Source organism: Agrobacterium sp. 10MFCol1.1 (assembly GCF_000381165.1).
Lineage (GTDB): Bacteria > Pseudomonadota > Alphaproteobacteria > Rhizobiales > Rhizobiaceae > Agrobacterium > Agrobacterium tumefaciens.
Genome location: NZ_KB906072.1, coordinates 246057 through 268177 on the forward strand (window position 1 = coordinate 246057; position 22121 = coordinate 268177).

The following is a 22121-nucleotide window of genomic DNA, read 5'->3' on the forward strand; positions in this document are numbered from 1 at the left end:
CTCTTCTGTCATTCCGGCCTCGAGCCGGAACCCGGCCAGCCCAAATCTTTAGGCTGAAAAACCAATCCCGCCACGCAGGCTCGTCGGCTGGATGTCGGATCAAGTCCGGCATAATGGAAATTCTGGAGCTTCCCGACCGGGATTAGAGAGGTCCGCCTCGACAACAGGCAGACCCGAAACCGCAGTTTACTGCACGACCTCGAGATCATCGACCACGCGTTTTCCGTCCACTTCCGTGTAGAAAACAACGACCTTCACGCCTGCCTTCAGGCCTTCGAAATTGAACTCTTCCGGCACACGGTAATTCTTGCCGTCGTTCAAGGTAATGGTCAGCGCATTCACGTCTATCTTGCTGATCGTTCCCTCGACATCGACGCTCTGGGCGTAGCTGTTGATAGGCATAAGCAAGTTGGCGGTGGCCAGAAGGGCGGCAATCATCATACGCATCGATCTAGCTTTCGTGAATTTGCGTGAAAACCTTACATGCATGAAGAATTGCCTTTCGAATGTGGCGGAAATTGCCCGCAACCATGACATTTTCGGCCCAATTGATGAACGGATTTTGGATCGCGTTCAAGTCGTTAGTGATTTTTACACCGCATTTCCCGGCAATATTGGAAAACCGCGAAACAGCGTGGAAAACACCAGCACCTTTACACTTTTGTCATCTGGAAAACCCTGCGCCGTTTCCGCCGAATCATTCATCCGGCCAGTCGTCAGCCATCGTCACGCCTGTCGTTTTCCGGGCTGCTCGGCGTCGTGAACGCTGCGTCACCTTCTTATCGGACTTGCGATGAAAGAAAGGCTTTTGCCTTGGTCCGATTTTCTACTATGACAAATCCGCTTGTTTTAAACGGCCCCTGTCCGCAGGCGCGCCCTCGTTTTCCGGTCTAGAGAAATATGTCGCATAACAGCTTCGGTCATCTTTTTCGCGTTACCACCTGGGGCGAAAGCCATGGGCCCGCTTTGGGCTGCGTGGTGGACGGCTGCCCGCCCGGTATTCGCTTCACGCTTGCCGAGGTGCAGCACTGGATGGACAAGCGCAAGCCCGGCCAAAGCCGCTTCGTCACCCAGCGCCGTGAAGATGACATTGTCAAAGTCCTGTCCGGCGTGATGCTGGATGAGGACGGCGAGACGATGATAACCACCGGCACGCCGATCTCCATGCTGATCGAAAATACCGACCAGCGCTCCAAGGATTACGGCGAGATTGCCCGCAGCTTCCGCCCCGGCCATGCCGACTTCACCTATGACCTGAAATACGGCATTCGCGATTATCGCGGCGGCGGACGCTCTTCCGCCCGCGAGACGGCGGCGCGTGTTGCCGCAGGCGCAATCGCCCGCAAGGTGGTACCGAGCCTCAACGTGCGCGGTGCGCTGGTGCAGATCGGCAAACACAAGATCAACCGTGACAATTGGGATTGGGACCAGGTCGATCAGAACCCATTCTTCTGCCCCGATCCGGCCATGGTGCCGGTGTGGGAAGAATATCTTGACGGCATCCGCAAGGCGGGATCGTCGATCGGCGCGGTCGTCGAAGTCGTGGCGGAAGGTGTTCCGGCCGGCATCGGCGCGCCGATCTACGCCAAGCTCGATCAGGATATTGCCTCCAGCCTGATGTCGATCAACGCCGTCAAGGGCGTGGAGATTGGCGAGGGATTTGCCTCGGCCGAGCTTTCCGGCGAGGAGAATGCCGACGAGATGCGCATGGGCAATGACGGCAAACCGATTTTCCTGTCGAACCATGCCGGCGGCATTCTGGGCGGCATCGCGACTGGCGAGCCCGTCATCGCCCGCTTCGCCATCAAGCCCACCTCCTCCATTCTGACGGAGCGCCAGTCCATCGACACCGACGGTCGCAATGTGGATGTGCGCACCAAGGGCCGCCACGACCCCTGCGTCGGCATCCGCGCCGTGCCGATCGGCGAGGCGATGGTGGCCTGCACCGTTGCCGACCATTATTTGAGAGATCGTGGCCAGACCGGCCGGTTGAAGTGAGGTAAATCCGAAATGGCCTATGATCAGAAACGTGTCGTCGACGCTATCCGCGCTTTCGAAGCTGGCGAGATCGTTGTCGTGACCGACGACGACGACCGTGAAAACGAAGGCGATCTGATTATTTCGGCGGTTCATTGCACGCCGGAAAAAATGGCGCTGATCGTGCGCCACACATCCGGCATCGTTTGCGCGCCCATGCCGCGTGACGAGGCAAAGAGGCTGAACCTCAACGCCATGGTGGCGGAGAACGACAGCGCCCACACCACCGCCTTCACCGTCAGCGTCGATTTCAAGCATGGCACGACGACCGGTATTTCGGCGGATGACCGCACCTTGACGGTGCGCAATCTCGCCAACCCGAATGTCGGCGCGTCGGATTTCACACGGCCAGGCCACATTTTCCCGCTGATTTCCCGCGAAGGCGGCGTGCTGATGCGTTCCGGCCATACCGAAGCGGCCGTCGATCTCTGCCGGCTCGCCGGCCTGCCGCCCATCGGCGTCATCAGCGAGCTGGTCAATGACGATGGCACCGTGATGCGCGGTCCGCAGGTTCTGGATTTCGCCGAAAAACACGGCATGAAGCATGTTTCGGTCGCCGATCTGATCGCCTATCGCCAGCGCAAGGAAACGCTGGTGGAGATGGAATCCTCCTTCACCATCCAAACCCCGTTCGGACCGGCCAAGGCGCATACCTACTCCCTGCCATGGGACCGGATGCAGCATATGGCGGTGATTTTCGGCGATATCCGCGATGGCGTCGATATTCCCGTCCGCCTGCACCCTGAAAACGTTGCTGACGACGTGTTCGGCGACCGCCAGCCGGTGCAGCACTATATGCAGAAGATCGCCGAAGAAGGCCGCGGCGTCATCGTCTATCTACGCGAAGGTTCTGTCGGCGTCGGCCAGGTGGACGGACGGCGCAAGGCGCGTGATCCCGACGAAGCGCACGCACAGGCCCGCTCCCGCGAAAATGAGTGGCTGGAAATCGGCCTCGGCGCGCAGATTCTCAAAGATCTCGGCATCAGCTCGATCAAGCTGATGACGACCCGCGAGCGCCACTATGTCGGGCTGGAAGGCTTCGGGATCAAGATTTCGGCAACGGATATCGGGTGATTTAGGGACGTCGCGAGGGCGCTTCGATTTGGCGTCCTCTCCTCCCGTCCGGCGTCATCCTCTGTCTTGTGCCGAGGATCTGCAGACGCATCCTATACATTTTCCGTTGCAGATGCTCGGGACGGGCCCGAGCATGACGGAAGAAACAGTCGCCGGCTCAAGGCGCAATTACACTTCCCGCCACCCCTCCAGATAATTCACACTCTCCACTCCCGTAAACTTCGCAAGCCGCGACAATTCCGCGTCTAGTTTCTCGAGCCTTCCTGCTGAGGCGCGCACGTCCGGTTCCAGCCACAGGCGGCGCACATCCAGCGTGCTGCGCTTGCGGTCTGCCTTCATGTCGATACGGCCGATCAGCCGGTCGCCTTCCAGAAGCGGGAAGACGTAATAGCCATATTGCCGTTTCGGCTCGGGTACGAAGACCTCGATACGGTAATAGAAGCCAAACAGCCGCTCCGTGCGGTTGCGGTCGCGCAACAGCGGATCGAAGGGGCTCAGCACACGGACGCGGGACGACGGCTCCGGCAGGTTGGCGACATCGGCGCTGAAATCCGCAAAAGCATAGGACGGACGGGCAGCACCGCCATCGCTCGCGAGAAGCGAGACCTCGCACAGTTGGTCACGGTGGCTCTTGACCCAGTCCCTCGCCTCCTGCGGGGTAACGAGATCAAAAAAGGCGGCGATTTCGCCATGGGTGGCAAAACCCAGCCGGGTGAGCGCCTGCCGGCAGGCCCAGTCGACGAATTGCGTATGCTCCACTTCGCTTTCGTGGTGCTCGCCGGGAATGACCCGCTCCGCCAGATCATAGACCTTCTGGAAATTCACGCGGCCGGATATGGCAAGCTTACCGGTGTGCCACAGATATTCGAGTGCGGTCTTGGAAGGATGCCAGTTCCACCAGCCGCCGGACTGATGCCCCTCCTCCTTCAACTCACGCGCCAGAACAGGACCCGTGGCGGCGATGCGCTCCAGTGTCTCGGCGAAAGCCGCATCGAACCCCTCACCATGCCATTTGCGCCAGCGCTCCTGAATGATCGGCTCGCGGCGGCGGAAGCGGTGCTTCCAATAGGGGTAAAATTCGGTCGGCACGATGGAGGCATCATGCGTCCAGTGCTCGAACAGCGCGCGGTCCTTTTCCAGCAGTGCTGTCAGATGTTCGCGCCTGTAGGTCTGGTTTCGGGAGAATATTATCTGATGATGGGCGCGCTCCACCGTGCCGATACTGTCCACCTGCACGAAACCGATATCGGTAATGAGCTGCAGCAGGCCATCCTTGGAAAGCGCCTTTCCGGGCGGAGAGCAAAGCCCCTGCCGCGCCAAAAAAATCCGCCTTGCCGCTTCGTTTGAAACCTTGATCGTCATAAAGCAGAAGGTATGACGGCTTTTTCAGGATTGCAATGTTCTTTTTTTGTTCTTTGTTTCACTTCTGTTGATGACACGATATAGAACCGGAAAGCGATAGAGGGATGCATCAATCTTGGAAATCCGTTTCGACACCGCAGGCGTCGCCTTCGAGGGCAGGCAGGCTTTACAGCCCGTGTCCCTGACATTGACTGAACGGCGTATCGGCGTCATCGGCCTCAACGGCTCGGGCAAGACCACCTTTGCGCGGCTGATCAATGGTCTGACAAAGCCGACGCGCGGCAAGGTGTCGGTGAACGGTCTCGACACCGTCAAAGATGCGAGAGCGGTATTGCAGGCAGTCGGTTTCATCTTCCAGAATCCGCAGAACCAGATCATCCTGCCGATCATACGCGACGATGTCGCCTTCGGCCTCAAGCGACTCGGTATCGGCAAGACGGAGACAGAAACGCGGGTCAAGGCCGTGCTTGCCCGGCTCGGTATCGCTCATCTGGAAGAACGGCGCGCGCACGAGCTTTCCGGCGGCGAATTGCAGCTGGCGGCGCTGGCCGCCCTGCTGGTCACTGAACCGCAAATCCTCATTCTCGATGAACCGACCAATCAGCTCGACCTCAAAAACCGCGCGATCGTTGAAAAGACAATGGCTGCGCTGTCGCAGGCGCTTGTCGTCATCACCCACGATCTGCCGCTGCTTTCCGGCTTCGATCGCGTACTGGTTTTTCACGAAGGCGAGCTTGTTGCAGACGCCAACCCCGAAGAGGCGGTGGCACGTTATCTGGAGGTTGCGTCGCGATGAAGTCCCTTCATGTCGAAGGCACGGGCTGGCTCTACCGCGTCTCACCGCGCCTCAAGCTCGTGACGCTGATGGTTTTCAGCATTGCGCTGTTTCTCACCCGCGATCTACTTTTGCTGGGATGCGCCGTCGTTGTGGCCGCCGCCATTCTGCGCGAGACACGGCTGCAATTCCGCGAGATCGGCCTGCGGCTACGCCCGGTGATGCTGACCATTCTCCTCGTTGCCGCCTTCAGCTATCTGCTGCTTCCGGTACACGATGCGAGTGTCAATCTTTTGCGGCTGACTGCACTGGCGCTTCTCGCCACCGCCGTCACCATCACCGTCAGCATTTCGCAATTCATGGACGAAATCGCGCTTGCCGCCGCCCCGCTGGAGAGGCTGGGGCTGGTCAAGGCGGCCGATATCGGGCTCGCGGTCGGGCTCGTCGTGCGGTTCGTGCCGGAGATCGTCAACCGTTACCATGCCGTGCGCGATGCCCACCGCGCGCGCGGCCTCCCCGTTCGGCTGGCCACGATCATCGTGCCGCTCGTCATTATGACGTTGAAGGATGCGGATGCCATTGCCGACGCCATTGACGCGCGCGGTTTCAGAGGCCAAAGCTGACGGCAAAACAACCATCCGGAGTTCCCGAGCCATGACGACCCGCGACCTTGTGCTGATCTCGCTGTTTTCCGCCATCATCATCGCACTCGGACTTTTGCCGCCGATCACGCTTGGTTTCATTCCGGTGCCCATCACCGCGCAGTCACTTGGCGTCATGCTGGCCGGTGTCGTGCTGGGGGCGAAACGCGGCACGCTCGCGGTTCTTCTGACCATCCTCATCGCCGCCATCGGCCTGCCAGTCCTCTCAGGCGGACGCGGCGGCCTTTCCATCTTCACCACGCCGACCACGGGCTTCCTGATCGGCTGGATTGCTGCCGCTTTCGTCACCGGCACGCTCTCGGAAAAACTCGTCAATCGCGGCCAGTCGGCTCTGACGCAGGGTATCGGTTTCTTCATCGCCAGCCTCGTCGGCGGCGTGGTCGTGCTTTATGCCTTCGGCATCTCCTATCTGGCGCTGGTGGTCGGGCTCGGGTTTGAAAAGGCGTTCATGGGTTCGCTCGCCTTCATTCCCGGTGATGCGTTGAAGGCCGTGCTTGCCGCACTTGCCGGCCGCGCTGTGATGGTCGGCTATCCGCTTTTGCCGCAGCGCGCTTGATCAGCTTATTTCGGGAGGATTAGAGAATGGCGACCCGTCTTTACGAACATCCGATCTTCCTTGAACACATCACGCCGGAAGGCCATCCCGAGCGGCCGGATCGGCTGCGATCTCTGAACATTGCGCTCGAACATCCGAATTTCGAGCGGCTGGTCCGCAAGCAAGCGCCGCAGGCCAACGAAGATGCCGTGCTTCTGGCGCATCCGGAGGAGCATCTGCTGTCCGTCATGCGCCAGATTCCCGAGGAAGATGGCGAGATCAACCGCGTCGAGGCCGACACCTATGTCTCGCCGAAAAGCCTGCAGGCGGCGCTGACCGGTATAGGCGCTGCTATGGTGGCGGTAGATGACGTGTTTACGGGTGCCGCCGACAACGTCTTCGTTGCGTCCCGCCCGCCCGGCCACCATGCGGAAACCGCAAAGGCCATGGGGTTCTGTCTCTTCAACAATGCGGCAATCGCCGCCCGTCACGCCCAGAAGGTGCACGGCGCAGAGCGCGTCGCCATCATCGACTGGGACGTGCATCACGGCAACGGTACGCAGGATATCTTCTGGAACGACACGTCAGTGCTGTTCTGTTCCACCCACCAGATGCCGCTTTACCCGTGGAGCGGCGATAAAAACGAAACCGGCGTGAAGAACAATGTCGTCAACGCGCCACTTTCCCCCAATACCGGCAGCGAGTATTTTCGCGAGGCGTTCAAATCCCGAGTCCTGCCGGCGATTGCCGATTTTTCGCCCGATCTCATCATCATCTCCGCCGGTTTCGACGCGCATCACCGCGATCCGCTTGCGCAGATCAATCTGGTGGGCGAGGATTTCGACTGGGCGACGGGGCGGCTGCTGGAAATGGCGGACAAATACGCCTCGAACCGGGTCGTCAGCCTGCTTGAAGGCGGTTATGATCTGGAAGGGCTGGCGGAATCGGCGGCCATGCATATTTTGAGAATGATGAAGGGTTGAAAATGACGGAAAATGCCAACACAGCCGATGTCAGCGGTTATTCCTTCGAAAAGGCCGTCGCCGAGCTGGAAAGCATTGTCGCACGCCTGGAGCGCGGAGACGTGGCGCTGGACGAGTCGATCGCCATCTACGAGCGCGGCGAAGCCCTGAAAAAACATTGCGAGACGCTGTTGAACGCCGCCGAAAAGCGTATCGAGAAGATCCGTCTCGACCGCGCCGGAAAACCGCAGGGCGTGGAGCCGCTGGACGGGGAATAAACACGTCCTGTTGAACGGGGGCGACACAGCGTTCAACATTACGGCGCTCCCACGTCGTATCGTTCGTGGTAAGCTTGCGTGTAACGATACGAGGAGCTTCGGATGTCCTTCTTTCCCGGCAACGATCCTGTCGCGGGTGATGCTTTCGCCTGCGACGCCATCGAAAACCTCATCATTCCGCGCACCAGCGATATTGGCGGCTTCGCAGTGCGGCGGGCGCTGCCGACGCGGCAGCGGCGTCTTGTCGGCCCCTTCATCTTTTTCGACCGCATGGGTCCGGCCATCCTGAAGGCGGGCGAGGCGCTGGATGTCAAGCCGCATCCGCATATCGGGCTTTCCACCGTTACCTATCTGTTTGACGGCGAAATCAAGCATCGCGACAGCCTCGGCACCGAACTGGTCATCCGGCCCGGCGACATCAACCTGATGACGGCGGGGCGCGGAATCGTGCATTCGGAGCGCACGCCGGAAAACCTGCGCGGCCATCCGCTTTCCATGTCCGGCCTGCAGACCTGGCTTGCCCTCCCCGATCATATGGAGGAAATCGCCCCGGCCTTTTCCCATACCGCCCGGGAAGACATGCCTCTGATCGATATCAAGGGCGCATCCGGCCGGGTCGTTATCGGTGATTTCGAAGGCCTCACTTCCCCCGTTTCGGCTTTTACCGACACGCTTTACGTTGACCTGACGCTGGAACCGGGTGTGAAATTCCCGTTCTCCGCCGACCATGAGGAACGGGCGATCTACATTCTTTCCGGCTCTCTGGATGTCGCGGGTGACGTTTTTGCCGCCGACCAGTTGCTCGTCTTCCGGCCCGGCGACGACATCACATTGCAGAGCGGCAGCGGCGGCTGTCACATCATGATCTTCGGCGGTGCGGCACTCAACCAGCGCCGTTACATCTGGTGGAACTTTGTTTCGTCATCAAAAGAACGCATAGAGCAGGCCAAACAGGAGTGGAGAACCGGACGCTTCTATATCGTTCCCGGCGACGAAGAAGAGTTTGTCCCTTTGCCGGAGGGTTGAAATTCTATAGAAGTGAACGACATGCAGGGCTCAACTGCCGGCTTTCCATATGAAAGACGCACTGGTGCCCACCGCTGACACGAGAAAAGGCCGAACGATTGACCGGAATGCCACAGACCCCATTGCTTGACCGGGTGAATTTTCCATCCGATCTCAAGGAGATCGACGATCGCGACCTGCCGGAACTGGCAAGGGAGTTGCGCGACGAGATGATCGACGCGGTGTCGAGAACCGGCGGGCATCTGGGTGCCGGTCTGGGCGTGGTGGAGCTGACGATTGCCATCCACAAGGTGTTCAACACGCCGGAAGACCGGTTGATCTTCGATGTCGGCCACCAATGTTATCCGCACAAGATCCTGACCGGCCGTCGCGAGCGCATCCGCACGCTGCGCCAGGAAGGCGGGCTTTCCGGTTTCACGCGTCGGGCCGAGAGCGAATATGACGATTTCGGCGCCGGCCATTCCTCCACCTCCATTTCCGCCGGTCTCGGCATGGCGGTGGCTGCGGGGCTGGATCAGAGCGACCGCAAGGTTATCGCCGTCATCGGTGATGGCTCCATGTCTGCGGGCATGGCGTTTGAGGCGCTCAACAATGCCGGTGCGCTCGACGCGCGGCTGATCGTCATCCTCAACGACAACGACATGTCGATTGCGCCGCCGACGGGCGCGATGAGCGCTTATCTCGCGCGGCTCGCCTCCGGCCGCACCTATATGGGCTTTCGCGATTTCGGCAAGAAACTCACCGCCTATCTCGGCAAGACCATCGACCGCGCCATTACCCGCGCCGTGACCCATGCGCGCGGTTACGTAACCGGCGGCACGCTGTTCGAGGAGCTTGGCTTCTATCACATCGGGCCGATCGACGGTCATTCCTTCGATCACCTGCTGCCGGTGCTGCGCAATGTGCGCGACAACCAGAAAGGCCCTGTTCTCATCCATGTGGTGACGCAGAAGGGCAAGGGTTATGCGCCAGCAGAAGCGGCAGCGGACAAATATCACGGCGTCAACAAGTTCGATGTCATTACCGGCGCACAGGCGAAAGCCAAGCCGAATGCGCCGAGCTATACCAGCGTGTTTGCCGAAGCGCTTATCCAGGAAGCGACCCTCGACGACAAGATCATCGGCGTCACCGCCGCCATGCCTAATGGTACCGGGCTGGACAAGATGGCCGAGCTTTTCCCGGCCCGCACCTTCGATGTCGGCATTGCCGAGCAGCACGCCGTCACCTTCGCGGCGGGGCTTGCGGCTGACGGTTACAAGCCGTTCTGCGCGCTTTATTCCACCTTCCTGCAACGCGGTTACGACCAGCTGGTGCATGATGTGGCGATCCAGAGCTTGCCCGTGCGCTTCCCCATCGACCGCGCCGGTTTCGTCGGCGCAGACGGACCGACCCATGCCGGCTCTTTCGACACCACATTCCTTGCCACCCTGCCCGGCATGGTGGTTATGGCGGCGTCCGACGAGGCCGAGCTGAAACACATGGTTCGCACAGCCGCAGCCTATGATGAAGGCCCGATTTCCTTCCGTTATCCGCGCGGCGAAGGCGTGGGCGTCGAGATGCCCGCGCGCGGTGAGATTTTGCAGATCGGCAAGGGCCGCATCATCAAGGAGGGCACCAAGGTCGCACTCCTTTCCTTCGGCACACGCCTTGCCGAATGCCTGGCGGCTGCCGAAGACCTCGATGCCGCCGGACTTTCGACCACGGTTGCCGATGCGCGTTTCGCCAAGCCGCTCGACCTCGACCTCATCCGCCAGCTTGCGGCTCATCATGAGGTTCTGGTGACAATCGAGGAAGGCTCTGTCGGCGGTTTCGGTGCACATGTGCTGCATTTCATGGCAAGCGCAGGCTTGCTCGACCATGGCCCGAAGGTTCGGACCCTGACGCTGCCCGACCATTGGGTGGAGCAGGCCAAGCCCGAGACCATGTATGCCAATGCCGGCCTCGACCGCGCCGGCATCGTTTCCACCGTGTTCAATGCGCTCGGCCAGCGTCAGGCCGGCGTCGGTTTCGCCGGCTGACAGCATTACCGGGACAGAAGGCGGGACGACCTGCCTCTGCCTCAGGATGCGGCGCCATCGAGAAAACCGACGACATTTTCAATCTGCCCCTCGGCATTTAGGCTGACGACATCGGTTCCGCCGGCGACATCTTCTCCGTCAGGCGAAATGAGACGCCATGAAAAACGGGTGAAGTTGCCGTGGCCATCCGGGGTGCCTGTGAGCACAAAGCGATATCCCGGAAATTTCTGCCGCGCCGCCTCGATCATCGCGGCAATCCCCTGCTGCCCCTCACCCTGCATCAAAGGATCTGTATAGCACGCCATTTCAGTCCAGCCTTGGCTGACGAGGCGCTGGCGGCGTTCATCGTTCTCCTCGTTCCAGACAGCGAGGTAGGTTTCGGCGATTTTGAGATGTTGCGTCATGATTGCGCTCCTTTTGGTTGACGGCCTGAGCATGCCGGGGGCTGTGACGCAGAACAATTACCTGCGAGGTAATCGCATTGCCGATATCTTCTGCTAGGCTGCGGGGCATGACACATCATCAAGAACATGTCGGCCAAGTGCTTAAGGAATGGCGGGCGCGCCGCAGATTGAGCCAGCTCGATCTGGCGTCCGATGCCGAGACATCGGCGCGCCATCTGAGTTTTGTGGAAAGCGGACGATCATCGCCCAGCCGTGAAATGCTGGCGAGGCTGGCAGAGCAGCTTTCCATGCCAGCCCGCGCCGCCAACCGGCTGATGCTGGCGGCAGGCTATGCGCCGATCCATTCCGAACGATCACTGGATGCGCCTGATATGACGGCCGTTCGTAAGGCCGTCGAAACCGTGGTGCAGGGCCACATGCCCTTCCCGGCACTTGCCGTCGACCGCCACTGGAATCTGGTGCTTGCCAATGATGCGATCAAATCGCTTCTCGCCGGCATATCCGAAGACCTGCTTCACCCGCCCCTCAATGTATTGCGGCTGAGCCTTCATCCTGATGGCTTGAGTTCACGCATCGTCAATCTTGCCGAATGGCGGCATCACCTGCTGGATCGCCTACGCCGCCAAGTCGAAGAGACCGGAGACGAGACGCTTTCCCGGCTGCATGCGGAACTTTCCGCCTATCCCGCGCCCGCAGCTCCACGGCATTCCGCCGGGCCCGATCCGTTGGCGATACCGCTCGAACTAAGTGATCCGTTGTCCGGGGGCGTGCTGCGCTTCATTTCGACCACCACGGTTTTCGGAACCGCCACTGATGTGACGTTGTCCGAGCTGGTGCTGGAATGTTTCTACCCGGCCGACGCCGAGACCCGCGCCGCCCTGATGAACGGCACAAAAAAGGAGTAACTATCCATGCACACCACCTATCTCATCGGCTTCAAGGTCCGTGCCGATCAGCGCGAACGTTTTCTAGGATTGCTGAATGATCTGCTCGACGCCATGCGACACGAGAACACCTTTGTGAACGCAACCCTGCATCGGGACGGCGAAAACGAAAACCACTTCCTGCTGCATGAGACCTGGAGCGATCATCAGGATGTCCTCGACGTGCAGGTTCATCGTCCCTATCGGCAGGCGTGGCACGATGCCTTGCCCGAGCTTCTAGATGCCCCGCGCGACATTTCCGTCTGGCACCCCATGCGGGCCGATCACGCCGCGTGAGACTATCATCGTCCCACCAACGCATAGTGCATCAGTGTCGCTGCGAAATGGATATTAGATGAGCGAATGCCCTGCATTTTTCAGCAGAACGAAAGCTTTTTCCAGATCGTTCGATTTCACAAGCAGGTGGTCGCCATCGAAAGTCGAAACCACGAATATACCGATCTCATTGGTCGAGAGCGGGTCGATAACGGACAAGACGATGCCCGTTTCATCGAAGGCAAATGGCCCCTGTAGCTTTAGACAGGACCAACCCGTATCAGATCTGACATGCCCAGGTATACGATCTTCCCGGCAGACGATGGAGAGCTCATCATCGGTCCGGGTGATACTGACGAAGCCACCGCCATCGGCCCAGGCCGGAATGGCTTCAGATGCCTCAAGTCGGGCCACCCCATATGCACCATCCAGAACTTTCAACTTGATGCTAGGTGCCATCTCGAAATCACCTTTGTTGGGAAACTGCGACAGAACGCGTGGTTGAGTGCTCGCGCCGTAAATCTAGCAACAAAAAGGGGGCTTCACAGCCCCCTGATTCACGCTTGATGATCGTGACCGTCAGGATCAGAACTCCGTCCAGTCCTGATCCTTGGCAGCCGGCGCTTCCGCTTTGCCGCCAAAGGCGCGGGCGAGGCTTTGGCCAAGGGCGCGGGCGGGTGAAGCGACCGGCCTTGCGGTTGTGGAGGCAGGCTTCACTGCGGCTTTTCTGACTGGTGCGGCGGGTGCGGACTGGTAGACAGGCTTCACCGAGGACTGGCGAGGAGCAGAATATCCGCCGGCGCCGGCAACGGCACCGCGAACGCCGCCCACCTTGAACTGGCCGAGCAGGCTATTGAGCGCTTCCGCTTCACGGGCGAGCGAATGGCTGGCAGCGGTCTGCTGCTCAACCATTGCGGCATTCTGCTGCGTGCCCTGATCCATGGTGTTCACGGCCGTGTTGATTTCTTGCAGACCAGTCGCCTGTTCGCGGGCAGCGACGACGATGGCGCTGACATGGGTGTTGATCTCCTCGACTTCCGCCACGATGAGTTCGAGCGCCTTGCCGGTCTCGTCGACGAGGTTGACGCCGTTTTCCACCTGCTGGCTGGAAGCGCCGATCAGCGTCTTGATTTCCTTTGCGGCATTGGCGGAACGCTGGGCGAGTTCACGCACTTCCTGCGCGACGACGGCAAACCCCTTGCCCGCATCACCCGCACGGGCGGCTTCGACGCCTGCGTTCAGCGCAAGCAGGTTGGTCTGGAAAGCGATATCGTCGATGACGCCGATGATATTGCCGATTTCGCCTGATGATTTTTCGATCTCGCGCATGGCGGCAACCGCCTTGCGGACCACGATGCCGGATTTTTCCGCTCCGCTGCGGGCGCGCTGAACCAGATTGCCAGCGTCCTCAGCACCCCTTGCGCTATCACGCACCGTGGTGGTGACTTCTTCCAGTGCTGCGGCGGTTTCCTCAATGGAAGCGGCCTGCTGTTCGGTGCGGCGCGACAGGTCGTCGGCAGCAGAGAGCATTTCCGAAGCCCCGGCATTGATTGCAGCGGCATTCTCGCCAACTGCGCGCATGGCCTGCTGCAGCTTTTCGACAGCGCTGTTGAAGTCGATACGGATGGGGTCGATATAGGAGGCGAACGGCGTTTCGATACGGTAGGCGAGATCGCCTTCCGCCAGAGCCGAAAGACCCTTGCCAAGCTCGTCACGCGCAAGGGCGTTGGCGGCTTCGTCCTGGGCCTTCTCTTCTTCGTTGCGGCGGCGCTCGGTCTCGGTTGCGGATCGCATGCGCTCGGTTTCGCCGGCAAGGCGGGATTTTTCCAGCCCGGCTTCCTTGAAGACGAGAACGGCCTTCGCCATTTTGCCGACTTCATCCTTGCGGTCGAGAGCCGGAACTTCCGTGGTCATGTCACCATCGGCAAGCCTGCTCATAGCCGCCGTCATACCGACGATCGGCGTGACGATGGAGCGCGACAGGGCCCAGATGAGGGCCACGGCCAGAAGACCGGCAACCGCGCCGCCACCCAGAAGTGCGAGCTTGAGGTTGAGTGCGGCAGCGTCCTGCTGTGCGGCGTAGCTTGCCGACAAGCCGTTCAGCTGGTCCTTGATCTTGGCGGCGGAGGCGCGGAAACCGTCGAGCTGACCCTTGGCCTGATTGCGACCGATCTCGATGATTTCGGAAATCGGTGCTTCGGTCGTCTTGCGGGCGGCAAGCTGCGGTTCCGCCAGTTCCTTGAAGAACACGGTGGCGGATGCCTGCATGTCATCGATGGATTTCAGAATGTCCGGCTGGCCGGCGGCAAGCGCACGGGCTTCACCAAGCTTCTTCAGCATCAGATCGCGCTGGGCGAAAACATCGTTGTAGGTGCTGTCGCTGCGAAACAGCAGAAAGCCGCGCTGGTTGACGGCCTGTTCCAGCATTGCGGCCGTCGCACCGTCAACCGCATGCAGGATTTTGTTGGCCTTGTTGTTCTGGACCGTGACGTGCTCGCTCCCCAGCGTCTGCCAGAAGACCACCGCCGAGGCGAGCAGGCAAACGCCCATCAAGACGCAGAAGGTGACAATGAGCTTAATGTTGATGGGGAAATTTTTTAGCGACATCGCAAACTCTCTCGGCGACCTGATGCCACGGAGCAAGCGTCTGCGCTGCAACGGTCGCAATTTTGGAAATGGGAGGAGATGCCGTCATGGCAGGTTCCGACTGGCCGCACGGGCCTTGCAGACAAAGTGCAATACAAGCCTTTATATTGGATTAATCGCATATGCTGTTAAAGACCACGAAACGACCCTGCGCTGCGGCAAATGGTGCCGTTGCGAAGCCTTGCGCGCGATAAATCGCTTGCATCTGCGGGGTTTGGCGGTCATTGACACGGGACCATGTCCAAAACACCTGAAAATGAACGGCTTGACCAGCTTCTTGTTTCGCTCGGCCACTTTGCCAGCCGCTCGCGTGCGCGCGATGCGATTGCGCGCGGCACCGTGAGCGTCAACGGGAAAACGGCCACAAAGCCCAGCCAAACCGTTGCCGGAAACGTCAAGATCGCCATTACCGATCCGGCGCAGGCCTATGTTTCCCGCGCCGCCCTCAAGCTCACCGCCGCGCTCGATCACTTCGGGCTCGATCCGAAGGGCCATGAATGCCTCGACGTCGGCGCCTCCACCGGCGGCTTCACCGAGGTATTGCTTCATCGCGGCGCAAAACACGTCACCTCCATCGATGTCGGCCACGGGCAGATGCATCCACGGATCGAGAACGATCCGCGCGTGACCAATCTGGAAGGGCTGAATGCGCGCTTCCTGACAACCGACGACATTGATGACCGGTCCGTGGACTTCATCGTCTCCGACGTGTCCTTCATCTCCATAAAGCTCGCCCTTGCCCCGGCACTCGCACTTGCTGCCTCCGGCGCGCAAGCGGTTCTGCTGGTCAAGCCGCAATTCGAGGCAGGCCGTGATGCCATCAGCAAGGCCGGGCTGTTGAAAGAGCCGGAAACGGCGCCTGCCGTTGCTGCCGAACTGGAACGCTGGCTCGTTGAAGACATGGGCTGGAAGAGCCTCGGTCTCATCCCCTCGCCGATTTCCGGCGGCGATGGCAATATCGAATTTCTTCTCGGAGGCGAAAAGCCATGAGCACGCAGACCGTCAGCATCAAGAGCCTTGGCGCCCAGGGCGACGGCATTGCGCACTGTCCCGACGGCCCGGTCTATGTGCCCTTCGCCCTGCCCGGCGAAACGGTGGCGATCGCCAAGGTCAAGGATACCGGCACCATCATCTCGATTGCGGAAGCCTCCACGGATCGCCGCGAACCCGTGTGCCGCCACTTCGGCCCCGAGGGCGTTAACGGCACCTGCGGCGGCTGTTCGCTGCAGCATTTTGCCGACCAGCCCTACCACGCCTTCAAGCGGGAGCTGGTGGTTTCGGCGCTGAGATCGAAAGGCCTGACGCCGCCAGTAGACGATCTCGTCATCTGTCGCCCCGGCGAGCGCCGCCGCGCGGTGTTTGCCGCCCGCAAGACGGAAAAGGGCCTGCTGCTCGGCTTCAGCCAGGCAAACAGCCATCACATCGTCGCCATCGAGGAATGTCCCGTCACCTCGCCCGGTATCGTCGCGCGGCTGGACGCCGTGCGCGCAATCGGCCTTTCCCTTGCGTCGAATGCCGAACCGTTCCGCATGACCGTTCTTGAAACGCTTTCGGGCCTCGACATTTCCGTCGAAGGCATCAAATCTGTCGGCGACAAACAGCGGCGCACATTGACGGAAACGGTGCTGGCCATGCGTGGCATCGCCCGTGTCGCGCTATCAGGCGAAATCCTGATCGAACCGCAAAAGCCGATCATCGAATTCGGCGGCATTCCGGTTTCCCCACCGGCCGGCGGTTTCACGCAGGCAACCAAACAGGCCGAAGACGCCATGGCGGAACTGGTGCTTGCCCATGTTGGCAAATCCAAACGCATCGCCGATCTCTTCTGCGGTTCCGGCACGTTTGCGCTGCGGCTTGCGCGCGTCGGCCGCGTGCATGCGGTTGAGGCAGAGGACAAGCCGCTGAAAGCGCTCGATTTCGCCGCGCGCAACACGCAGGGCCTGAAACCCGTCAGCATCGAAAAGCGTGATCTTTTCCGCCGGCCGTTGATGACGAGCGAAATGAAGAATTACGATGCCGTGGTGTTCGATCCGCCGCGCGCCGGTGCGGAAGTCCAGTGCAAGGAACTTGCGCGCAGCGCGGTGAAGAAAATCGTAGCCGTCAGCTGCAATCCGCTGACGCTTGCGCGCGACCTCGCCATTCTGGTGGAGGGCGGCTATCGCGTCACGCGCGTCACGCCGGTCGACCAGTTCTTGTGGTCGCCGCATGTGGAAGCGGTGGCGACGCTGGAGAAATAATCACCAGGCGGTGTCGACCGTGCCGTTGCCGACCACGCCCGAGCAACGGCAGGCGCCGCCAACGCGGCCCTGCTCGATGGGGCAGACATAGGGCCGACGACGATTGGCGCTGTCCGGTGGAGTGATGACGCAAACGAAACGCGCGCGGCGCTGGCGATCGCGGGAATTGCCGGAGTAATAATTCGGGCTGTCGTCTTGCGTGGACTGCGCCAGAATGACGTTGTTGCTCGAACCCGGCAAAGGCACGGTCGCCGCCGCCTCTGCGACAGTCGCAGCGGAGAGGAGGACGGTCAGGGCGAAAACAAAGTGACGCATGGCGGGTGGCCTTCGAAGGATGACGTTGCGTTATCTAACCCAAGCCATATTACCCGGTTCCTTAACCGCAAGGAATTCCTGCCGGAACGCTTAACGCCGCATGAATGCCTCGAAAGCAGCCCGCGCCTCGGCACTCTGCAATTGCGCGGTGAAATGGCGGGCTTCCTCATCGATGCGGGCCAGCACATCCGCCGGATTGCCGCGCACGAGATCGCGGGCAATCTTCAGCGCCTGCTGCGGCTTGGCGGCAAGCCGCGTTGCAAGCGCCAGCGTTTCGCTTTCGACATGTTCCGGCGCCACGACTTTCCAGATCATTCCGGCCTGCAAGGCCTGTTCGGCGGTAAAACCTTCGCCCATGGCCAGCAGGGCAAAGGCCCGCTGATGGCCGATGAGCTTTGGCGCAAGCAGGCTGGACGCAGCTTCCGGCACCAGCGCCAGATCCACAAACGGCGTCTTGAACAGGCTGCGGTTGGAGGCAACGGTCAGATCGCAATGCAGGTTCAGCGTCGTGCCGATGCCGATGGCCAACCCATCGACGCCCGAAACCAGCGGCTTTTCGAAGGTTGCCAGCGCCTTCAGAAGATCGAGCACCGCGAGCTTGCCCTTTGCGCCAGACATGGCGAAGGCAAGAAAATCGGCCATGTCATTGCCGGCGGAAAAGCAACCTTCCGTACCCAGAAACGCGACGACACGGATATCCGGGTCTGCATTGGCGGCCTTCAGAGCCTCTGCCATGCGCAGATACATTGCATCGGTGATGGCATTTTTCTTTTCCGGCCGGTTGAAGCGGATGGTCATAACGTCAGGCGCATGACTGACCCGCTCGACGAGAATATGGTCGTCCGACATGGTTTTCTCCTTAACCCAGCACGGCGCGGGCGGCGGCAAGGCTTGCTGCACCGGCAATGACGCGATCCCTCAGCGCTGCCGTTTCCGCCAGCAGGTTTTCCGCCGCAAACCGGCAGAGCGATGCGCGATGCGCTCCCTTGCCGTCATCCACCTGGGCCAGGGCGCCCTTGGCAAGATAGGCTCCGGTGAGCGCCAGCCCGAAGAGGCGCTGATAGGGCGTGGCACCGGCGAGCGCGGTTTCGGTTTCCCCCGCTTTCAGGCGTTCCAGCAACCAGTCGGTCGCCGTTTCGAGATCGGTGAGACTCGTTTCGAGATAACGGGCAGTCTCGCCGAGATCACTGCGGTTCGAGGCAGCAGTTCGGGCGACGATTTCACGCAATTCTGCGATGAAACCGCGCACCTGTGCGCCATCGGAAAGCGGCAGCTTGCGCACCACCAGGTCGATCGCCTGAATGCCGTTGGTGCCTTCGTAGATCGGCGCGATGCGGGCATCGCGCAGGTAACGCGCCGCACCGGTTTCCTCGATGAAACCCATGCCGCCATGCACCTGAATGCCCATGGAAGCGACATCGACACCGGCATCGGTGGAGAAGGACTTGGCGATTGGCGTTAAAAGAGCTGCGCGCTCCTGCCAGTGAGCGCGTTCAGCCACGTCCTCGGCGGCATGCGCCATATCGATGGCGTGGGCGCAGTTGAAGGAGATGGCGCGCGCCCCTTGCGTCAGCGCTTTCATCGTCAACAGCGTACGGGCGATATCGGGATGCTCGATGATAGGGCTCATGCCCGAACCCTGCCAGCCGGGCGCCTTGCCCTGCGTGCGTTCCCTGGCGTATTCGATTGCCTTCTGTGTCGCCGCTTCGCAGATCGCCACGCCCTGCATGCCAACGGCAAGGCGGGCGTTGTTCATCATGGTGAACATGCAGGCGAGACCCTTGTTCTCCTCGCCGATCAGCCAGCCCAAGGCACCCTTCTCTTCGCCAAACTTTCCGTCCCCGAAGATCATCGTGCAGGTGGGCGAACCGTGAATGCCGAGCTTGTGCTCCAGCGAATGGCAGAAGACGTCGTTGCGACTGCCCGGCGTGCCATCGTCTTCGGGCAGGAATTTCGGCACGAGGAACAGCGAAATTCCGCGCGTGCCGGCCGGCGCATCCGGCAGGCGGGCAAGAACCAGGTGGATGATATTGTCCGCGGCGTCATGTTCGCCCCAGGTGATGAAAATCTTCTGCCCGAAAATGCGGTAGGTGCCGTCACCATTACGCTCGGCACGGGTTTTCAGCACGCCAAGGTCCGATCCCGCATGCGGTTCGGTGAGGTTCATCGTGCCGGTCCATTCGCCGGAGACGAGTTTGGGAAGATAGATGCGCTTCAGGTCGTTGCTACCGTGGGCAACGAGAGCTTCCACCGCGCCCATGGTGAGCGTCGGCGCAAGCGCGAAAGCCATGGAACCGGAATTCCACATTTCGAGTGCGGCGACATTCAGCATATGCGGCAGGTTCTGGCCGCCGAATTCTTCCGGTGCGGTGAGGCTGTTCCAGCCGGCCTCAGCCCAGCGCCGGTAAAGATCGGCCCAGCCGTCCGGCGTTGAGACCTTGCCGTCGCTCAGCCGCGCGCCCTGTCGGTCGCCTATATCGGCAAGCGGCGCGACCTGCTCGGTGGCGAAACGACCGGCCTCCTGTAATATGGCATCGACCACATCTTCACCGAGGTCTCCCAGAGCACCCCTGGACAACGCGTCTTGCAGACCCGCCACATGTTTGAGTGTAAAGGCGATATCATCCACCGGCGCGGTATACATGCTGCCTCCTCCCGAAGCTCTTGCCTATCGTGCTGTTGCTTTCGGGCTAAATGATTTTTACGTAAACGTCAATTTGAAAATTCCCGCCTTTTCAGCGGGATTGTTATAAAACTGTCATATGAATTTGCTCAGCATGCGCTGACAGGTGCCGTGCCACCGCTGCCGTTTCCGTTTTGGGGCGACGGACGCCTCCCCTCCCATTCCGCCGGTCAGGACTGCCACGATGGATCTCATAACGCCCGCTATCCCCGGCCTTGTCTGGGCCTATCAATTCCACCCCGGAACGGCGCCATGCCGGCGGCTTGCGCCCGATGCGGGCTTTGGCGAGATGGCGCAATGCGAGGGCTTCTTCTGGCTGCACCTCAATCTCGCGGATCAGCGGGTGGCGGGCTTTCTCGAAACGATCGATGGTCTCGATCCGGCAGCGCTGGCAAGCCTCACCACCCATGAAACCCATCCGTCCATCACGGTGGATGAAAAGTCACTTTATGGGACGCTGGTCGATTTCCAGCGCGAGTTCGATCAGGAAACGCGTGATTTTGGTTGGCTGCATTTCGCGGTCAGCGACCGTTTCATCATTACCACCCGTCTGCAACCGTTGCGCTCAGTGGACCGGCTGAAAGCGGCAGTCGACAAGAATTCCAACCGCTACCTCACGCCGGCCCATGTCTTCGAAGGCCTCGTCGCGGAGTTCCAGCGTTCGCTGATCAGCCTGGTGATGGAAACGACCGAAGAGCTGAATGCCATCGAGGACCTGGTCTATGACAGTGAAAACCGCGACGAGCGGCGGCGGCTTGCGCCGCTCAGGCGCACGGTCGTTCGCCTCCACCGGCATCTGCGCACGGTGCTCACCCTGATGCGGCGGGCGTCTGCCGCCGATGAGGACGAAATGCCTGACGGTTTCGAGGATGTCGCCTCGCGGCTGATGGGCCGCCTCGAGGCCGTCGATCACGATGTCTACGCCCTCCAGGAACGCGCAAGGCTGCTGCACGAGGAAATCGATTCCAAGCTCTCGTCCGAAACCAACCGGCATCTTTATATCCTGTCGCTGATGACGGCATTCCTGCTGCCGCCATCGCTGGTCACCGGCTTCTTCGGCATGAACACGGATGAGTTGCCATTTACGGTCGGCACCGGCGGCACGATGGCGGCCAGCATCTTCATCGTGATTTCGGTTATGCTTGCCTGGTTCGTGCTGAAGCGGGCGCGCATTCTGTGAAAACAAAAAGCCGCCCGTATCCGGGCGGCTCGTAATAACTATCAGGCTGGTCAATCGCTACTCCGTCTTGCCGGATGAAGGCCGGAGTGACGGAGTAGTGCTATCAGCTGTAAGGCGAATAGCAGGGCTGGCGTGGGCCATTGTAGGGCTGGAACGTGTTGCTATAGGCATCGTAGGACCGATACCGGCCATAGCACCAGTTCACATGCGCCTGGCTCATGCCGGCACGACGGACCGGACGATATTCGCGGTAGACCGGACGCGGGCGATATTCAGGAACCGGACGGTAGACTTCGCGCGGCTGCGAAAGTGCGCCGCCGATGATCGCGCCCGTCGCAAAGGCTGCGAGCGGGAACCAGTAGCCGTCGTGGTGACGATAACCCGGGCGGTAGTCGCGATAACCGCGATGGCCGCCGTACCAGCCGCGGCGTTCGCCGCCCCAGCCGCCACGATTGTCACGATCGCGCCAGTATTGCACATTGACGATATTCTTGCCGGCATCGTTACCCAGGGTCTCGACACTCTTCGGCGCCATCAGCAATGGCATTGCCTCAGCGGGAACAATCGCTCCTGCAACCACGATTGCAGAAAGACCGACAGCCAGGATATTCTTCACATAGCTTCTCATCTGACTTCCTCCATTCACGACGGTCGACAGGCCGTTGCACGTGAATAATAACACCTTTTTCTTTTTATCCAGCCAGTTTGTCGGTGCTGGCTGGAACATC

At 60.5% G+C, this 22121-nt stretch carries 24 protein-coding genes; 15 read left to right on the forward strand and 9 right to left on the reverse strand.

Going from position 1 to position 22121, the window contains the following annotated elements:
• Nucleotides 1–186: 186 nt before the first annotated feature.
• The gene (locus F617_RS0101340; protein ID WP_003511760.1) at nt 187–447 is read right to left on the reverse strand and encodes a DUF1344 domain-containing protein; all 261 of its coding nucleotides are present in this window, start codon (nt 445–447) and stop codon (nt 187–189) included.
• Nucleotides 448–530: 83 nt separating this feature from the next.
• On the opposite strand from F617_RS0101340, the gene F617_RS28605 reads away from it, so the two are divergent.
• The 3 genes from F617_RS28605 to ribB all read left to right on the forward strand — a co-directional run bounded on the left by F617_RS28605 (nt 531) and on the right by ribB (nt 3111).
• On the forward strand, nt 531–797 hold the full coding sequence (locus F617_RS28605) for a hypothetical protein (protein ID WP_162715930.1): 267 nt from the start codon (nt 531–533) through the stop codon (nt 795–797).
• A 103-nt stretch (nt 798–900) separates the two neighbouring features.
• The gene (gene aroC / locus F617_RS0101355) at nt 901–1998 is read left to right on the forward strand and encodes a chorismate synthase (protein WP_003511758.1); all 1098 of its coding nucleotides are present in this window, start codon (nt 901–903) and stop codon (nt 1996–1998) included.
• A gap of 12 nt (nt 1999–2010) precedes the next feature.
• Nucleotides 2011–3111 carry a 3,4-dihydroxy-2-butanone-4-phosphate synthase gene (gene ribB, locus F617_RS0101360; RefSeq protein ID WP_003511757.1) on the forward strand — a complete coding sequence of 367 codons (1101 nt, stop codon included), beginning with the start codon at nt 2011–2013 and terminating at the stop codon, nt 3109–3111.
• A 168-nt stretch (nt 3112–3279) separates the two neighbouring features.
• On the opposite strand, the gene F617_RS0101365 is transcribed toward ribB, so the two are convergent.
• Entirely contained in the window at nt 3280–4473 is a 1194-nt protein-coding gene (locus F617_RS0101365; protein ID WP_019564196.1) for a winged helix-turn-helix domain-containing protein, read from the reverse strand.
• 115 nt (nt 4474–4588) lie between these two features.
• Between F617_RS0101365 and F617_RS0101370 the strand changes: the two genes are divergently transcribed.
• The 7 genes from F617_RS0101370 to dxs all read left to right on the forward strand — a co-directional run bounded on the left by F617_RS0101370 (nt 4589) and on the right by dxs (nt 10729).
• Nucleotides 4589–5269: an energy-coupling factor ABC transporter ATP-binding protein gene (locus F617_RS0101370; RefSeq protein ID WP_013635602.1), complete on the forward strand. Its 681-nt coding sequence runs from the start codon at nt 4589–4591 to the stop codon at nt 5267–5269.
• Nucleotides 5266–5871, forward strand: a complete 606-nt coding sequence (locus F617_RS0101375; protein ID WP_013635601.1) for an energy-coupling factor transporter transmembrane protein EcfT — start codon at nt 5266–5268, stop codon at nt 5869–5871. The genes F617_RS0101370 and F617_RS0101375 overlap by 4 nt, the downstream gene beginning before the upstream one ends.
• A 31-nt stretch (nt 5872–5902) precedes the next feature.
• Entirely contained in the window at nt 5903–6466 is a 564-nt protein-coding gene (locus F617_RS0101380; RefSeq protein ID WP_019564197.1) for a biotin transporter BioY, read from the forward strand.
• Between the two features lie 26 nt (nt 6467–6492).
• Nucleotides 6493–7428 (forward strand): histone deacetylase family protein, encoded by a 936-nt coding sequence (locus F617_RS0101385; protein WP_003511750.1) that lies wholly within the window; start codon nt 6493–6495, stop codon nt 7426–7428.
• Nucleotides 7429–7430: 2 nt separating this feature from the next.
• The gene (locus F617_RS0101390) at nt 7431–7685 is read left to right on the forward strand and encodes an exodeoxyribonuclease VII small subunit (protein ID WP_003503059.1); all 255 of its coding nucleotides are present in this window, start codon (nt 7431–7433) and stop codon (nt 7683–7685) included.
• Nucleotides 7686–7787: 102 nt separating this feature from the next.
• Nucleotides 7788–8711, forward strand: coding sequence for a pirin family protein (locus tag F617_RS0101395; RefSeq protein ID WP_019564199.1), 924 nt, complete (start codon nt 7788–7790; stop codon nt 8709–8711).
• 98 nt (nt 8712–8809) lie between these two features.
• Complete coding sequence (gene dxs / locus F617_RS0101400; protein WP_026330613.1) at nt 8810–10729, forward strand: 1-deoxy-D-xylulose-5-phosphate synthase; 1920 nt, start codon at nt 8810–8812, stop codon at nt 10727–10729.
• A gap of 41 nt (nt 10730–10770) precedes the next feature.
• On the opposite strand, the gene F617_RS0101405 is transcribed toward dxs, so the two are convergent.
• Nucleotides 10771–11133: a nuclear transport factor 2 family protein gene (locus F617_RS0101405; protein WP_019564201.1), complete on the reverse strand. Its 363-nt coding sequence runs from the start codon at nt 11131–11133 to the stop codon at nt 10771–10773.
• 107 nt (nt 11134–11240) lie between these two features.
• Between F617_RS0101405 and F617_RS0101415 the strand changes: the two genes are divergently transcribed.
• Together F617_RS0101415 and F617_RS0101420 are read left to right on the forward strand one after the other, a co-directional pair.
• Nucleotides 11241–12038, forward strand: coding sequence for a helix-turn-helix domain-containing protein (locus F617_RS0101415; RefSeq protein ID WP_019564202.1), 798 nt, complete (start codon nt 11241–11243; stop codon nt 12036–12038).
• Nucleotides 12039–12044: 6 nt separating this feature from the next.
• Nucleotides 12045–12353 (forward strand): putative quinol monooxygenase, encoded by a 309-nt coding sequence (locus F617_RS0101420; protein WP_013635594.1) that lies wholly within the window; start codon nt 12045–12047, stop codon nt 12351–12353.
• Between the two features lie 54 nt (nt 12354–12407).
• On the opposite strand, the gene F617_RS0101425 is transcribed toward F617_RS0101420, so the two are convergent.
• Nucleotides 12408–12791, reverse strand: coding sequence for an ACT domain-containing protein (locus F617_RS0101425; RefSeq protein WP_026330614.1), 384 nt, complete (start codon nt 12789–12791; stop codon nt 12408–12410).
• Between the two features lie 126 nt (nt 12792–12917).
• Nucleotides 12918–14939 (reverse strand): methyl-accepting chemotaxis protein, encoded by a 2022-nt coding sequence (locus tag F617_RS0101430; protein ID WP_019564204.1) that lies wholly within the window; start codon nt 14937–14939, stop codon nt 12918–12920.
• Between the two features lie 276 nt (nt 14940–15215).
• Between F617_RS0101430 and F617_RS0101435 the strand changes: the two genes are divergently transcribed.
• Both F617_RS0101435 and F617_RS0101440 read left to right on the forward strand, forming a co-directional pair.
• Nucleotides 15216–15968 (forward strand): TlyA family RNA methyltransferase, encoded by a 753-nt coding sequence (locus F617_RS0101435; RefSeq protein ID WP_019564205.1) that lies wholly within the window; start codon nt 15216–15218, stop codon nt 15966–15968.
• Complete coding sequence (locus F617_RS0101440) at nt 15965–17215, forward strand: class I SAM-dependent RNA methyltransferase (RefSeq protein ID WP_019564206.1); 1251 nt, start codon at nt 15965–15967, stop codon at nt 17213–17215. Before F617_RS0101435 ends, F617_RS0101440 begins: the two co-directional genes overlap by 4 nt.
• Here F617_RS0101440 and F617_RS0101445 read toward each other — a convergent pair whose 3' ends face one another.
• From F617_RS0101445 to F617_RS0101455, 3 genes are all read right to left on the reverse strand, one after another.
• Complete coding sequence (locus tag F617_RS0101445; RefSeq protein WP_003511727.1) at nt 17216–17530, reverse strand: hypothetical protein; 315 nt, start codon at nt 17528–17530, stop codon at nt 17216–17218.
• A 90-nt stretch (nt 17531–17620) separates the two neighbouring features.
• Nucleotides 17621–18379: a crotonase/enoyl-CoA hydratase family protein gene (locus F617_RS0101450; RefSeq protein WP_019564207.1), complete on the reverse strand. Its 759-nt coding sequence runs from the start codon at nt 18377–18379 to the stop codon at nt 17621–17623.
• Nucleotides 18380–18389: 10 nt separating this feature from the next.
• Complete coding sequence (locus tag F617_RS0101455) at nt 18390–20174, reverse strand: acyl-CoA dehydrogenase (RefSeq protein WP_019564208.1); 1785 nt, start codon at nt 20172–20174, stop codon at nt 18390–18392.
• A 223-nt stretch (nt 20175–20397) separates the two neighbouring features.
• On the opposite strand from F617_RS0101455, the gene F617_RS0101460 reads away from it, so the two are divergent.
• Nucleotides 20398–21393 carry a transporter gene (locus tag F617_RS0101460; RefSeq protein ID WP_003511722.1) on the forward strand — a complete coding sequence of 332 codons (996 nt, stop codon included), beginning with the start codon at nt 20398–20400 and terminating at the stop codon, nt 21391–21393.
• A 103-nt stretch (nt 21394–21496) separates the two neighbouring features.
• Here the strand turns inward: F617_RS0101460 and F617_RS0101465 are convergent, their stop codons facing one another.
• Nucleotides 21497–22021 (reverse strand): BA14K family protein, encoded by a 525-nt coding sequence (locus F617_RS0101465; RefSeq protein ID WP_019564209.1) that lies wholly within the window; start codon nt 22019–22021, stop codon nt 21497–21499.
• Nucleotides 22022–22121: the final 100 nt, after the last annotated feature.

Coding starts and splice junctions, on each gene's coding strand:
- F617_RS0101340 (WP_003511760.1), bottom strand. CDS start 447: ATGCGTATGATGATTGCCGCCCTTCTGGCCACCGCCAACTTGCTTATG.
- F617_RS28605 (WP_162715930.1), top strand. CDS start 531: ATGACATTTTCGGCCCAATTGATGAACGGATTTTGGATCGCGTTCAAG.
- aroC (WP_003511758.1), top strand. CDS start 901: ATGTCGCATAACAGCTTCGGTCATCTTTTTCGCGTTACCACCTGGGGC.
- ribB (WP_003511757.1), top strand. CDS start 2,011: ATGGCCTATGATCAGAAACGTGTCGTCGACGCTATCCGCGCTTTCGAA.
- F617_RS0101365 (WP_019564196.1), bottom strand. CDS start 4,473: ATGACGATCAAGGTTTCAAACGAAGCGGCAAGGCGGATTTTTTTGGCG.
- F617_RS0101375 (WP_013635601.1), top strand. CDS start 5,266: ATGAAGTCCCTTCATGTCGAAGGCACGGGCTGGCTCTACCGCGTCTCA.
- F617_RS0101380 (WP_019564197.1), top strand. CDS start 5,903: ATGACGACCCGCGACCTTGTGCTGATCTCGCTGTTTTCCGCCATCATC.
- F617_RS0101385 (WP_003511750.1), top strand. CDS start 6,493: ATGGCGACCCGTCTTTACGAACATCCGATCTTCCTTGAACACATCACG.
- F617_RS0101390 (WP_003503059.1), top strand. CDS start 7,431: ATGACGGAAAATGCCAACACAGCCGATGTCAGCGGTTATTCCTTCGAA.
- F617_RS0101395 (WP_019564199.1), top strand. CDS start 7,788: ATGTCCTTCTTTCCCGGCAACGATCCTGTCGCGGGTGATGCTTTCGCC.
- F617_RS0101405 (WP_019564201.1), bottom strand. CDS start 11,133: ATGACGCAACATCTCAAAATCGCCGAAACCTACCTCGCTGTCTGGAAC.
- F617_RS0101415 (WP_019564202.1), top strand. CDS start 11,241: ATGACACATCATCAAGAACATGTCGGCCAAGTGCTTAAGGAATGGCGG.
- F617_RS0101420 (WP_013635594.1), top strand. CDS start 12,045: ATGCACACCACCTATCTCATCGGCTTCAAGGTCCGTGCCGATCAGCGC.
- F617_RS0101425 (WP_026330614.1), bottom strand. CDS start 12,791: ATGGCACCTAGCATCAAGTTGAAAGTTCTGGATGGTGCATATGGGGTG.
- F617_RS0101430 (WP_019564204.1), bottom strand. CDS start 14,939: ATGTCGCTAAAAAATTTCCCCATCAACATTAAGCTCATTGTCACCTTC.
- F617_RS0101435 (WP_019564205.1), top strand. CDS start 15,216: ATGTCCAAAACACCTGAAAATGAACGGCTTGACCAGCTTCTTGTTTCG.
- F617_RS0101440 (WP_019564206.1), top strand. CDS start 15,965: ATGAGCACGCAGACCGTCAGCATCAAGAGCCTTGGCGCCCAGGGCGAC.
- F617_RS0101445 (WP_003511727.1), bottom strand. CDS start 17,530: ATGCGTCACTTTGTTTTCGCCCTGACCGTCCTCCTCTCCGCTGCGACT.
- F617_RS0101450 (WP_019564207.1), bottom strand. CDS start 18,379: ATGTCGGACGACCATATTCTCGTCGAGCGGGTCAGTCATGCGCCTGAC.
- F617_RS0101455 (WP_019564208.1), bottom strand. CDS start 20,174: ATGTATACCGCGCCGGTGGATGATATCGCCTTTACACTCAAACATGTG.
- F617_RS0101460 (WP_003511722.1), top strand. CDS start 20,398: ATGGATCTCATAACGCCCGCTATCCCCGGCCTTGTCTGGGCCTATCAA.
- F617_RS0101465 (WP_019564209.1), bottom strand. CDS start 22,021: ATGAGAAGCTATGTGAAGAATATCCTGGCTGTCGGTCTTTCTGCAATC.